The 12738-nt window shown below is 71.5% G+C and carries 12 protein-coding genes; 11 read left to right on the forward strand and 1 reads right to left on the reverse strand.

Annotated elements, in window-relative coordinates; all coding sequences use genetic code 11:
- Positions 1 to 311 precede the first annotated feature (311 nt).
- The 3 genes from H3C53_04205 (at position 312) to H3C53_04215 (ending at position 3285) form a co-directional block, all read left to right on the forward strand.
- Positions 312 to 827, forward strand: a complete 516-nt coding sequence (locus tag H3C53_04205; protein ID MBW7915877.1) for a cytochrome c oxidase subunit II — start codon at positions 312 to 314, stop codon at positions 825 to 827.
- Positions 827 to 2344: a cbb3-type cytochrome c oxidase subunit I gene (locus H3C53_04210; protein MBW7915878.1), complete on the forward strand. Its 1518-nt coding sequence runs from the start codon at positions 827 to 829 to the stop codon at positions 2342 to 2344. The genes H3C53_04205 and H3C53_04210 overlap by 1 nt, the downstream gene beginning before the upstream one ends.
- A gap of 422 nt (positions 2345 to 2766) precedes the next feature.
- Positions 2767 to 3285: a cytochrome c gene (locus tag H3C53_04215; GenBank protein MBW7915879.1), complete on the forward strand. Its 519-nt coding sequence runs from the start codon at positions 2767 to 2769 to the stop codon at positions 3283 to 3285.
- A gap of 9 nt (positions 3286 to 3294) precedes the next feature.
- Here the strand turns inward: H3C53_04215 and H3C53_04220 are convergent, their stop codons facing one another.
- Entirely contained in the window at positions 3295 to 4362 is a 1068-nt protein-coding gene (locus tag H3C53_04220) for a glucose-1-phosphate thymidylyltransferase (protein ID MBW7915880.1), read from the reverse strand.
- A 93-nt stretch (positions 4363 to 4455) separates the two neighbouring features.
- Between H3C53_04220 and H3C53_04225 the strand changes: the two genes are divergently transcribed.
- The 8 genes from H3C53_04225 to H3C53_04260 all read left to right on the forward strand — a co-directional run bounded on the left by H3C53_04225 (position 4456) and on the right by H3C53_04260 (position 12422).
- The gene (locus H3C53_04225; protein MBW7915881.1) at positions 4456 to 4827 is read left to right on the forward strand and encodes a gliding motility protein GldC; all 372 of its coding nucleotides are present in this window, start codon (positions 4456 to 4458) and stop codon (positions 4825 to 4827) included.
- 160 nt (positions 4828 to 4987) lie between these two features.
- Entirely contained in the window at positions 4988 to 6919 is a 1932-nt protein-coding gene (locus H3C53_04230) for a long-chain fatty acid--CoA ligase (protein MBW7915882.1), read from the forward strand.
- A 16-nt stretch (positions 6920 to 6935) separates the two neighbouring features.
- Entirely contained in the window at positions 6936 to 7643 is a 708-nt protein-coding gene (locus tag H3C53_04235) for a metal-dependent transcriptional regulator (GenBank protein ID MBW7915883.1), read from the forward strand.
- Positions 7644 to 7840: 197 nt separating this feature from the next.
- Positions 7841 to 8764, forward strand: a complete 924-nt coding sequence (locus tag H3C53_04240; protein MBW7915884.1) for a metal ABC transporter substrate-binding protein — start codon at positions 7841 to 7843, stop codon at positions 8762 to 8764.
- A complete protein-coding gene (locus H3C53_04245; protein MBW7915885.1) occupies positions 8754 to 9593 on the forward strand; it encodes an ATP-binding cassette domain-containing protein in 840 nt (279 codons plus the stop codon). Before H3C53_04240 ends, H3C53_04245 begins: the two co-directional genes overlap by 11 nt.
- Positions 9590 to 10450: a metal ABC transporter permease gene (locus H3C53_04250; GenBank protein MBW7915886.1), complete on the forward strand. Its 861-nt coding sequence runs from the start codon at positions 9590 to 9592 to the stop codon at positions 10448 to 10450. Before H3C53_04245 ends, H3C53_04250 begins: the two co-directional genes overlap by 4 nt.
- A 41-nt stretch (positions 10451 to 10491) precedes the next feature.
- Positions 10492 to 11274, forward strand: coding sequence for a metal ABC transporter permease (locus tag H3C53_04255; protein MBW7915887.1), 783 nt, complete (start codon positions 10492 to 10494; stop codon positions 11272 to 11274).
- A 62-nt stretch (positions 11275 to 11336) separates the two neighbouring features.
- Positions 11337 to 12422, forward strand: coding sequence for a thermonuclease family protein (locus tag H3C53_04260; GenBank protein ID MBW7915888.1), 1086 nt, complete (start codon positions 11337 to 11339; stop codon positions 12420 to 12422).
- Positions 12423 to 12738 lie beyond the last annotated feature (316 nt).

Raw genomic sequence — 12738 nt, forward strand, 5'->3', positions numbered from 1 at the left:
CTCGTGCCGGCTCGCGGGGGGCTCCTCTTGACGCGCGCCTGAACCGGCGCGCCCGAACCGGCGCGCCCGATGGGGCGCGCCCGATGGGGCGCACCCGTAGCGGCGCGCCTGCAGCCGAAGCCTCATCTGCACCCGGGCGCGCGGTGAGCCGGGACTAGACTCGGGGCCAAGTGGAGTGGCGCGGCCTCGGCCGCCCGCTCGGGTGCGCTGGAGCGCACGTGAGGTCCGGTAAGCGAACGCCGACCGACGCGAGGTCGGGTCGGCGCGGCGAGCGAAGCGGCCATTTCACCGAGAGGGAGGCCGCGGTGGACTTGCAGAGCAGGATCCTGGTCAGTTATTCGGTCCTGGCGGCGGCGGTGTTGGCCGTCTTCCTGGTGGTGGCGCTCGCGTCGCGCGGGCCCGTCGAGGCCCAAGCGGCGGTGCAGGCGCGCGGTTACGCCATCCGGCGCTGGTGGTTCCTGCTGCTGGTGGCCGTGTTCGCCGTGGGCTTCGCGGTGACCATCCCCTTCTTCCCGTACGGCAAGGCGCAGGCCGCCGGCGAGCCCGCCCACGTCCCCGTGACGGCACGCCAGTTCTCGTTCGACGACCTGCCCGGCGTCATCCCCCTTGGCGCTCACGTCGTCTTCGACGTGACCGCCGCCGACGTGAACCACGGCTTCGCCGTCTACGACCCGCACGAGGCGCTCATCGGCCAGGTGCAGGCCATGCCGGGCTACGTGAACCACCTGGAGCTCACCTTTGACGAGCCGGGCCAGTACACGGTCCGTTGCCTCGAGTACTGCGGCCTCGGTCACCCGGTCATGCAGGCGAAGTTCGAGGTCCGGTGATGGCCACGATGTCGATCGACGCGCCGGGCGACCGCAGCGGGCCCCGCATGATGCGGCTCTACCTCACGAGCGGGCTGGGGCTGGCCGGGGTGCTCATGCTGGCCGGGCTGAGCATGCGCATGGTGCAGGCCGGGTGGCTCCACCTCGGCACCCTCGACTTCTACTCGCTCCTCACGCTGCACGGCGCGGGCATGATCACCGCCCTCCTCCTGTGCGGGATGGGCGGGATCTGGTACCTGGTGCGGCGCGAGACGCCCATGAACGCGGCGCTCGGCTACTGGACCTACGGGTTGATCCTGGCCGGCGTGGTGCTCGTGCTGATCGCCACGATGGTCGGCAAGTTCGCCACGGCCTGGACCTTCCTCTACCCGCTCCCGTTCGTGAACCCGGTGTGGCCGTGGTGGTCGACGGGCGCCTTCCTCATCGGCATCATGCTGATCACGGCCGGCTGGACCGTGTGGTCGCTGCAGATCCTGGAGGCGCTCCTGCGCACCTACGGTGGGCTGAGGGGCGCCCTGGCGTGGGACGTCGTGTTCCACCCGGCGGCCTTCAAGGCGTCCGGGAGGAAGGCGCCCCCCGCTCAGATGCTCCCCGCACTCGTCATCTCGTTCGACGGGCTGTTCATGTCGAGCGCCGGCATGCTGCTCGGCGCCGCCCTGCTCGTCCACTGGGTGGACCCGACCGTCCCACTCGACCCGCTCTGGGCGAAGAACCTGACCTACTTCTTCGGGCACGACATCGCCAACTTCATCATCTACCTGCTGCTCGCCTTCGTGTACGTCGGCCTGCCGCGTTACACGAACCGTGAGTGGAAGACCTCGGCGGTCTTCGCCATCGGCTGGTGGGGCACGCTCCTCTTCCTCCTCATCGCCTACTTCCACCACCTCTACATGGACTTCGCGCAGCCCGTTGGCGTGCAGTACGTGGGCGAGTTCGCCTCCTACTTCTCGGCCATCCCCGTGGCCGTCGTCACCGTCTACGGCGGCCTGTTGCTCGTGTGGCGCTCCGGCATCAGGTGGAGCCTCGGCTCGATCTTCATGTACGCCGGCATGGCCGGCTGGATCGTGGGCGGCGTCGGCGGCCTGCTCGACTCGAGCGTCCCCTTCAACGTCCGGTTCCATAACACCCTCTGGGTGCCCGCGCACTTCCACAACTACCTGCTGGGCGCCTCGCTCTTCTTCGCGCTCGGCTGGGTGTTCCACCGCGTCGAGGAGCGCGGCGGTCGCAGCTCGATAGCCACCCGGTGGTTGGTGGGCGCCACCGTCTTCGGGGGCGCCGCGCTCTTCATCGCCTCGTTCTACGTGGCCGGTGCGGCGGGGGTGCCGCGCCGCTACTCCATCGAACCGGACCCCGGCCCGCTCCTCGCGCGGACCGGCTCCATCGGCGCCATCGTCCTGTTGTGCGGGTTGATCGTCGCGCTCGTCGAGGGCCTGCGCCTGTGGCGCGCCGGACAGCGCGCTGGACAGCGCGCTGGGCAGCGCGCCGGTGAGCCGGCCGAGAGGGGGAGCCTCCGATGACGAGGACCACTAGGAGCGCCGCCACCACCTACGTCCTCGTGGGACTGGGGGTCGTGGCGATCGTCGTGGCGGCCCTGCACCTCGGCCTCCCCGATCCCGACGTGAGCATCAGGAACCACCACATCCAACACGCGTTCTTCGTGCTCGGGGGAGCGTTGCTCGGCGTCGCCCTCGCGCGTGGCCGCGCGCGCCCGGCCGCGGGGACGGGGCACGGCGCCAACGCCTGGCTGCTGCCGGCCATCGCGGCGCCGCTCGCCATCATGTTCGCGATGTGGCCGTCCACCTACGAGTACATCGAGGAGCGGCCGCTCCTACACATGGCCGAGCACGGGGTGTTCATCGTCCTCGCCGCCATCACGACGTTCGCGGGTTGGCGCTTCTCGCGCGGCACGGGCTGGCTCCTGGGCGGCATGGCCACCGCCATGGCCTGGGCCGCCGCCTTCGGCTTCGGCGTGACCCCGCCGCCCGTCACGCTGCCCGCGTCGACGCTGGCGGTCGCGACCCCCACCGCCACGTCCCCTGGCGGTGCCTCTCCCGCCGGCGCGCAGCCGGTGGACGGGGCGACCGTCTACCAGAACTGCGTGCCGTGCCACCAGGCGCAGGGGACGGGCCTGCCAGGCGCGTTCCCGCCGCTGGCGGGCCACCTGCCGCAGCTCCTCGCGGCGCCCGGTGGGCGCGAGTACGTCGAGCACGTGCTGCTCTACGGCCTGCAGGGCTCGATAACCGTGGCTGGGCGGACCTACGACGGCGTCATGCCGGCCTGGGGCCACCTGGGCGACGACGAGCTCGCGGCCGTGCTCGACTACGTGGCCGGGTCCTGGGGCAACGCCCTCCCCGCCGGCCAGCAGCCCGTCACGGCGGCGGAGTTCGCCGCCGCGCGCGTCAAGCAGCTGACGCCGCAGGAGGTCCACGCCCTCAGGCAGGGGCTCGACCTCCCCTGACGGCCCGGCCTACTCGTGCAGGCTGATGCGGCTCTCGTCGCCCACCACCAAGCGGTGGGTGGCTGGGCGCGAGTCGTGGCCGGTGATGACCACGTCCTCGCCGATGAGGCTGGCCTGGATGCGCGGCTTGACGCCGTCTATCACGCTGCGGTTGCCGACCACCGAGTACTCGAGCTCGGCGTTGCGCACCTCGCAGCCGTCGCCGATGGCCGTGAACGGCCCGATGTAGGCGCGCTCGACCTTGGTGCCCGCGCCGATGATGGCGGGGCCGAAGATGGTCGTGTCCTTCACGACCGCCCCGGGGCCGACGACCACCTCGCCGACCAGGGTGGCGTTGACGGTCTCGCCCTGCACGTCGCGCTGCAGGTGCGTGAGCAGCAGGCGGTTGGCGTCGAGGATGTCGTCGGGCTGGCCCGTGTCCTTCCACCAGCCCGTCACCGTGACGGGCGCCACGACGCCACCGGCCTCGATGAGGCGCTGGATGGCGTCGGTGATCTGGTACTCGCCCTTGGCGCCGGGGGCGAGGCCCTCGATCATGTCGTGGATGCGCGCGTCGAAGACGTAGACGCCCGCCACGGCGAGCGTGCTGGGCGGGTCGGCGGGCTTCTCGACGAGGCGGGTGATCTTGTCGTCCTCGACCACGGCGACGCCCAGCGACTTGGCGGCGTCGTACGTGACGGGCACGAGCGCCAGTACGGCGTTGCTGCCGTTGGCGCGGAACCGGTCCACGAACGTCGTGATGCCGCGTTCGAACAGGTTGTCGGACAGGTACATGACGAACGGCTCGTCGCCGAGGTAGGCGCGCGACACCTGAACCGCGTGAGCGAGCCCCTGCGGCGGGCTCTGCATGATGTACTCGAAGCGCGCCCCCGGGTAACCCTGCAGGGTCTCCTTGATGGAGTTGAGGGTCAGGTAGCTGACGACCACCCCGATCTCGGTCACGCCGGCGGCGACAAGGTTGTCGACCGCGTGATGGATGAGCGGCTTGTTCGCCACCGTGATGGTCGGCTTGGGCTTGAGGCTGGTGATGGGACGAAGCCGCGTGCCTAGGCCGGCTGCCAGGATGAGACCCTTCATCGTCGCTCCCTCTGTCGACCGCCGCGCGCGCCGGTCTGACTCGCTACCAAGAAGATACCGTGCCGGTTGAGCGACGGCGGGTACGATGCTGGCATGCCGACCTCCTCCGACATCCGCCTCACCGTCGACATGGACGACAGTGGGGTCGAGGCCATCCGCTGGCAGGCCGACGACTCGCCCGAGCCGGGCGTGCACGCCGCCGGCGCCATGATCCTGGCGCTGTGGGACCAGGAGAAGCGCAACGCACTGCGCATCGACCTGTGGGTCAAGGACCTCTCGGTTGACGACATGAACGATTTCCTGTTCCAGACGTTCTTGTCCGTCGCCGATACCTACAAGAAGGCCACGAACGACGCCGGGCTGGCCAGCGAGATCAAGCTGTTCGCCCGCGATTTCGCCGAGAAGGCGTCGCGCGCAGCGCACGCGCACGCGGCGCGGGCGGGGGCGCCTAGGTCGAGCGCCTAGGCGGGGTCGCCCCGGCGGCGTGGCCCCGGTGCTCCGCTGCTATGCTGACCTGAACAGCCGTAGCGTTCGGCCCTGGACCGCCACCTTACTCGCCGGAACGTGCCGGCGGCGCGCGGCGGCGGCGCGGCCGCACCCCGCCGGCGGCGCGAGGAGGGCCGAGATGATCGTCAAGAGTGCCGTGGCCCCGCCCGGCCCGGGCAGGCTCGAGCTCGGGCGCACACTGCCATCGCTGTTCGCTGAGGCGGTCGAGAAGCGCCCCAACGATCGCGCCTTCAACGGGCGCGTCTCCATGGTTCCCGGTCGGCCAGGGGGGCCCGGCCTGCCGTGGCGCTCGTACTCGAACGCCAACTTCGTGAGGCGCGCGCAGGCGCTGGCGGTGGGCCTTCGCGCCATGGGGCTGGAGCGCGGCGACCGCGTGGCGCTCTTCGTCCATAGCGACCTCAGCTTCGCCCTCACCGACATGGCTTGCCTCATCGGCGGACTCGTCGACGTGCCCGTCTACCTCACGCACACGCACGAGGCCATGCGTTACATCGTCGAGCAGAGCGGCGCGGCCGCGGTGCTGGCGTCCGACGAGGCGCTCCTCGGCGAGATGCTGCGGGTGACGGCGGGGCTCGACCGGATCAAGTTCCTGGCGGTGGCGCACGGACAGGTCCCGGCGGGGAGCGGCGCCGGCCGGCTCGTGACGAGCCTTGACGCCATCGAGGCGAAGGGCGAGGCGGCCCTCGCGCGCGAGCCGGAGCTCGTCGCGCGCTTCGCTTCAGAGATCCACCCGAAGGACGTCGCCACCATCATCTACACCTCGGGCACCACCGGCGCCCCCAAGGGCGTGATGCTCAGCCACGAGAACCTGACGAGCAACGCCATCGGCGCCCTCTCCGATCTCTCCACCTACCGCGAGGGGGCAGGCGAGACGGTGCTCTCCTTCCTGCCCCTCACGCACATCTTCGGGCGCACGCTGCTGTACGCGAGCATCTACTTCGGCTCGAGCGTCTACTTCGGCACCACCGACTCGGTGAGGGAGGACCTGCAGGAGGTGAAGCCCACCTTCATGGCGGCCGTGCCGCGCGTGCTGGAGAAGTCGTGGGAGCGCATGGAGGCCGTTGGCGACACCCTGACGGGCGTGAAGAAGGCGCTCTACGCGCGGGCCCTGGCCTTCGCGGGCGCCTACGACGTCAGGCACCCCGCGACGGGTCTGGCGGCCGCCGAGCGCGGGTTCCTCGACAGGCTCGTCTACTCCAAGTGGCGCGAGGCGCTGGGCGGCAGGCTGCGCACGATCATCGTGGGCGGCGCCGCGCTACGCCCCGAGCTCGTCAACCGGCTGGCGGCGGCGCACATCGTGGTGCTGCAGGGGTACGGCCTGACGGAGACGAGCCCGGTCATCTGCTACAACCGCCCGGAGCGGAACCGCCCCGGCACGGTGGGTCAGGCCATCCCCGGCGTGGAGATGGCCGTGGACGACGAGGGGGAGATCCTCACGCGCGGCCCGCACGTCATGCTCGGTTACTACGGTCACCCCGACGAGACCGCCAAGGCGATCGACGGGGACGGTTGGTTCCACACGGGCGACCTCGGCGCGCTCGACGACGACGGCTACCTGTCGATAACGGGGCGCCTCAAGAGCATCTTCAAGCTCTCTACCGGCAAGTACGTGATGCCGGACCCCATCGTGGAGAGGCTCGAGGCCAACCCGCTCATCGCCACCGCCATCGTGGTCGGTTCGGGCGAGAAGTACTGCACGGCGCTCCTGTTCCTCGATCACGACGGGCTCGCGGCGCGCTACGGCGGCGCCGATGCCGCGGTCCTCGCCAAGCCCGGCCTGGCGGGCGAGCTGCGCGAGGTCGTGCGGCGGGCGAACGAGGGCATGCCCGACTGGTCGAGCGTCAAGCGCGTCGCCGCTCTCCTCAAGGTGCTCACGATGGCGGACGGGTCGGTCACTCCCAAGCTGAGCATCAGGCGCGACAAGGTCGTTGCCGACAACCGCGAGGTGGTGCGCGCGCTCTACGCGGAGGCGCCGGCGCCCGCAGGGGCGCTCTTCCTCGAGGTGGAGGTAGAGCCGGCCGGGGTGGGTCGGGGCGGGGCCCGTGTCTGAGGGCGGCGCCGCCGTGATGGACGGGGCTGGGGCCGGCCGGGGCGCCGGGCCCGTCTCGAGTTCCGTCGGCGACTACCTGAAGGCCATCTGGTCGTTGGTGGGCGAGGGGGTGGCGGCGACGGGCGAGGTCGCGCGCGAGCTGGGGGTCACGGCGCCGTCCGTGACCGCCATGCTCAGCAAGCTGAGCGGGGCGGGCCTGGTGACGTACGAGCCGTACCGGGGGGCGTCCCTGACGGCAGCCGGCCTGAGGGAGGCGCTGCGGCTGGTAAGGCGTCACCGGCTACTGGAGATGTTCATGGTGACCGAGCTGGGGTTCGGGTGGGAGGAGGTGCACGCCGAGGCCGAGCTCATGGAGCACGTGGTCTCCGATTCGTTCACTGAGCGGTTGGCGGCGCACCTGGGCCACCCGGAGTTCGACCCGCACGGGCTGCCCATCCCGCGCGCCGACGGCACGGTGCCGACCGGGCCCGCCGTCCCCCTGGCGGACGGGCCGGTGCCGGGTCGCTTCCGGGTCGGTCGCGTGGCCGCGACGGACGCCGCCGTCCTCGCCTACCTCGAGGCGAACGGCGTCGTGCCGGGCGCCGAGCTGCTGCTCAGGTCGTTGGAGCCGGGCGGCAACCTGGTGCACGTGGAGCTCGCCGCCGCGGTCGGCGGTGCCGCGCGCCGCTTCGCCCTGTCGCGCGAGTTGGCGGCGGCGGTGCTCGGCGAACCCATGAACGACTGACGACAGCGAGGGTAACGGCCGGTGGCGCGGCGGCGCGGTGGGTCCGTGCACGCTGCGGCCTGGTGCTGGCCGCGGGTCGTTCGCGTCGACCGGTTGACTGAGTCTCGCCGAAGCGCTAGATTAGGCAGGACTAACACCGCGACTAGCTCGCCCGAATGATGGCTAGGCCGGTGGCGCAGCCGGAACGCGGAGGCAACATGAGGCTCACGACATCGAGACGCGTGGCGGCGGTGGCGGCGCGGCTCGCGCTGGCCGTCCCGCTCCTGGCGGCCTGGCCCGGCGCCGGCGCGGAACAGAGGCTCAAGGTGGTCACCACCTTCACGGTGATAGCGGACATGGCGCGCAACGTGGCGGGTGACGCCGCCGACGTCGAGTCGATCACCAAGCCAGGCGCCGAGATCCACGACTACCAGCCCACCCCCGGCGACCTGCGCCGCGCCCAGGGCGCCGGCCTGATCCTTGACAACGGGCTCGGCCTCGAGCGCTGGTTCGAGCGCTTCCTCGAGAAGCTCGGCAACATCCCCAGCGTCACGGTCACGAGCGGCATCGAGCCCATCTCGATAGCGGGCGGCGAGTATGACGGCCTACCCAACCCCCACGCCTGGATGTCGCCCACGAACGCGCTCGTGTACGTAGACAACATCGAGGCGGCGCTGGCGGCCCACGACCCCGCCAACGCCGCCACCTACGCCGCCAACGCGGCCGCCTACCGGGCGCGCATCCGGGCCGTGATCGACCCGTTGCGCGCTGAGCTCGAGGCGGTGCCGGCCGCGCAACGCTGGCTCGTCACGAGCGAGGGGGCATTCTCGTACCTGGCGCGCGACTTCGGCTTCCGGGAGCTCTACCTCTGGCCCGTCAACGCCGACGCCCAGGGCACCCCGCAGCAGGTGCGCCGCGTGATCGACACGGTGCGCGCTAACCAGGTGCCAGTGGTGTTCTCCGAGAGCACCGTGCCGGACAAGCCCGCCCGCCAGGTCGCCAGGGAGACGGGCGCCCGGTACGGCGGGGTGCTCTACGTCGACTCGTTGACGGCGGCGGACGGCCCCGCCCCCACCTACCTGGAGCTCCTGCGGGTGACGGTCGAGACGATCAGGACGGGGTTCCTCGGGGATGGCAGGTGAGGCGGTGACGCTGGGCCGACCCGGCAGCGGCGTGAGGGTAGATGACCTGACGGTCGCCTACCGGAACGGCCACGTCGCGCTGCGAGGCGCGGGCTTCGAGGTCCCCACCGGCAGCGTGGCGGCGCTGGTCGGGGTCAATGGCGCGGGCAAGTCGACCATGTTCAAGGCGATCATGGGCCTGGTGCGACCCGCGCGCGGGAAGATCGAGGTCCTCGGCTCGAGCGTGGCGGCCGCCCTGCGCCGGAACCTCCTCGCCTACGTGCCGCAGGCGGAGGAGGTCGACTGGGACTTCCCGGTGCTCGTCGAGGACGTCGTCATGATGGGGCGCTACGGTCACATGGGGCCGTTGCGCCGACCGCGAGCGGCCGACCGCGCCGCCGTGGCCAGCGCTCTCGAGCGGGTCGGCATGACCGCCCTCGCCAAGCGCCAGATCGGCGAGCTGTCCGGCGGGCAGCGCAAGCGGGCGTTCCTCGCGCGAGCGCTGGCGCAGGATGGACGCGTGGTGCTCCTCGACGAGCCGTTCGGCGGCGTGGACGTGGGCACCGAGGCGAGCATCGTCGCCCTCCTCGCCGAGCTCCGCGCCGAGGGGCGCGTGCTGCTCGTCTCCACCCACGACCTGGCGTCCGTGCCGACCTACTGCGACCACGTGGTGATGGTCAGGGGCACGGTCGTCGCCCACGGGCCCACCGCGACCACGTTCACGCGCGAGAACCTCGAGGCGACCTTCGGGCCCGGCCGGGAGGCGGCGGCCACGCCCCACTCGCTCCGGGACGACGTCGTGCCGCTGCCTCGCGCCGTGGGGGTCCCGCGCGGAGGCCACCTCGGGTGAGCGCGCTGCTCGAACCGTTCGCCTACGGCTACATGCTCAACGCCATGTGGGTCTCGGCGCTCGTCGGCTGCGTCTGCGCCTTCCTCTCCTGCTACCTGATGCTCAAGGGGTGGTCGCTGATCGGCGACGCGCTGTCGCACGCCGTCGTCCCGGGCGTTGCCGGCGCCTACATGCTCGGCCTGCCCTTCGCGCTCGGCGCGTTCGTCGCGGGCCTCCTGGCGGCCATGGCCGTCTTCGTCCTCAACCAACGCACCAAGCTCAAGGAGGACGTCGTCATCGGGCTGATACTCGCCACCTTCTTCGGCCTGGGGCTCTTCATGGTGTCGGTGTCGCCGGTGCACGTGAACGTGCAGACGATCGTGATGGGCAACGTCCTCGCCATCACGGCGGCCGACACGCTCCAGCTAGCCATCATCGGCGGGGTCTGCCTGGTCGTGCTGCTGCTGCGGTGGCGCGACCTGCTCCTGGTCTTCTTCGACGAGAACCACGCCCGCACGGTCGGCCTGCGCCCGGCGAGGCTCAAGGTGACGTTCTTCGCGCTCCTGGCCGCCGCCACCGTAGCGGCGCTGCAGACCGTGGGCGCCTTCCTCGTCATCTGCATGGTCGTCACGCCCGGCGCGACCGCCTACCTCCTCACCGACCGCTTCCCGCGCCTGCTCGCCGTGGCCGTAGCCATCGGGACGGCGACCAGCCTAGTGGGCGCCTACGCCAGCTACTTCCTGGACGGCGCCACGGGCGGCGTCATCGTGGTGCTGCAGACGGCGGTGTTCCTCGCCGCCTTCGTGCTCGCGCCCAAGCACGGGGTGCTGGCGGCGCGCCGCCGCGCCCGAGCCGCCCTGCGGGAGGCGGGGGCGTGAGCGCGGTGGAGGCCCTCCTGGCGCCGTTCCGGTTCGACTTCATGAACCAGGCGTTCCTGATCACGATGCTCGTCGCCGTGCCCGCGGCGCTCCTCTCGTGCTTCCTGGTGCTCAAGGGCTGGGCCCTCCTGGGGGACGCCGTCAGTCACGCGGTCTTCCCGGGAGTGGTCCTCGCCTACCTGGCCGGCTGGCCGCTCGCCGTGGGCGCCTTCCTCGCCGGCATGGTCGCGGCCGTGGGCAGCGGCTACCTGGGCGCCAACAGCCGCATCAAGCACGACACCGCCCTGGGCATCGTGTTCTCCGGCATGTTCGGGCTCGGCCTCGTCATGTACGTCAAGATCGAGACCAACGTGCACCTGAACCACGTGCTGTTCGGGAACATGCTGGGCGTCGGCCGAGCCGACGTCGTCCAGACCGCCGTCATCGCCCTCGTCGTCACCGCCGCCCTCACGTTCAGGTGGCGCGACTTCCTGCTACACGCCTTCGACCCGGTGCAGGCCCGCGCCGCCGGCCTCCCCGTCGCCGCGCTGCACTACGGTCTCCTCGCGCTGATCGCGCTCACGGTGGTGGCGGCGCTGCAGGCCGTGGGCGTCATCCTGGTGGTGGCCGTGCTGATAGCGCCGGGCGCCACCGCCTACCTGCTGTCGCGCACCCTGCGCGGGATGCTCGTGGTGGCCACGCTCGTGGCGGTGGCGGCGGGCTTCCTCGGCGTGTACGCCTCGTTCTTCGTCGATAGCGACCCGGCGCCGACCATCGTCCTGGTACTGGCGCTCGCCTTCGCGGGCGCGGCCGCGCTCAGCGCCGCGCGGTCGCGGGCGCGGTAGGCTGCGGCGGGGGTCAGGTCCTGACGGGGATGTGCCGCGCCGGCTTCACGAGGTTCACGGTCATGCTCGCGCTGCTGGCGGGCCTGGCCTTGGTCGGCTGCCGCCCGCACGCCACCGCGGCGGCGTACGAGGTGCAGGGGAGCCTCGAGGGGCCCTACCGCGTTGACCGGGTGGTGGACGGCGACACCCTGCGCCTGGTCGTCCCGGCCGGCACGCGCGGCGCGACGGGCGCAAACAGGACCAGCCTGCCGGTGAGGCTCATCGGCGTTGACACCCCCGAGACGAAGAAGCCCGGCGAGGCCGTTCAGCCCTACGGGCCCGAGGCCGCCGCCTACCTGACCGAGCTCCTGGCGGGCCGCGAGGTGTACCTCGAGCTCGACCTCACCCCGTACGACCGCTACGAGAGGCTGCTCGCCTACGTCTACTACCCCGACGCCGGGGGAGAGTGGGTGACGGAGGATGGCAGGCGCTACGCCCAGGTCAACCTGGCCGTGGCGCAGTCGGGGTTGGCGCAATCCATGACCATCCAACCGAACAGCCGCTACTCAGGGCTTTACGTGGCCGCGGTGCGGGCGGCGCGGGCGGCGGAACGCGGCATGTGGGCGGGCGCCACCGCCACCGGCCCCGGCGACTGCCCCACGAGCGGGGTGTTCTTCAGCGAGTACGTTGAGGGCAGCGGCAACAACAAGGCGCTCGAGGTGCACAACGCCACCGGGGCGACCGTCGACCTGGCGTGCCTGCGGGTCGAGATGTACTTCAACGGCGCCGCCACCCCCGGCTTCAGCGTGGTGCTGGTGGGGGAACTGCCGCCGGGCGCCGCGTTCGTGCTGTGGCACGAGGGAGCGGGCGCGGACCTGCGAGCCGCGGTGGAGAGCCTGCCGTTCAGCCAGCGCAGCGGGTTCGGGTGGTTCAACGGCGACGACGCCGTGGTGTTGGTCGGGCCCGACGGGGCCCTCGACCGCATCGGCACCGTGGGCGTTGAGCCCGCGGGTGGTCACTGGGGCCGCGAGGTCCGCACCAAGGACCGCACCCTCAGGCGCGCCGCCGGCGTGACCACGGGCGACCCCGAGGCGTACTCGCCCTTCGACCCGGCCGCGGAGTGGGTCGAGTACCCGCGCGACACGTTCGACGGACTGGGGCTGCGGTGAGCGACCCGAGGGTCATGATCTCGGGAGGCGTTACGGCGGACACGAAACGCCACCCATTGGCCGCGCGCTCGAGGGTCGTCTCCCGGTAGGCGTCGAACTTGACGCTTCCAACGGCGGCTCGTCCAACCAGGATCCGCTCGAACTCGTACCGGTACTGCTGCTGCACGTCGCACCTCCGTCTTGGTGCCACCGATGGTAGCCAGCGGGAGGTGACGAGGAGGTCAACCCACCGGCGCAGGGAACCCTAGAGATCGTTGCCTGGTCGGCAGGTGGTCCGCCTCGAAGCAGAGCCCGGGCGCAACGACCGCCGTGAGCT

The organism is Trueperaceae bacterium (assembly GCA_019454765.1).
In the GTDB taxonomy this organism is placed as follows: Bacteria; Deinococcota; Deinococci; order Deinococcales; family Trueperaceae; genus JAAYYF01.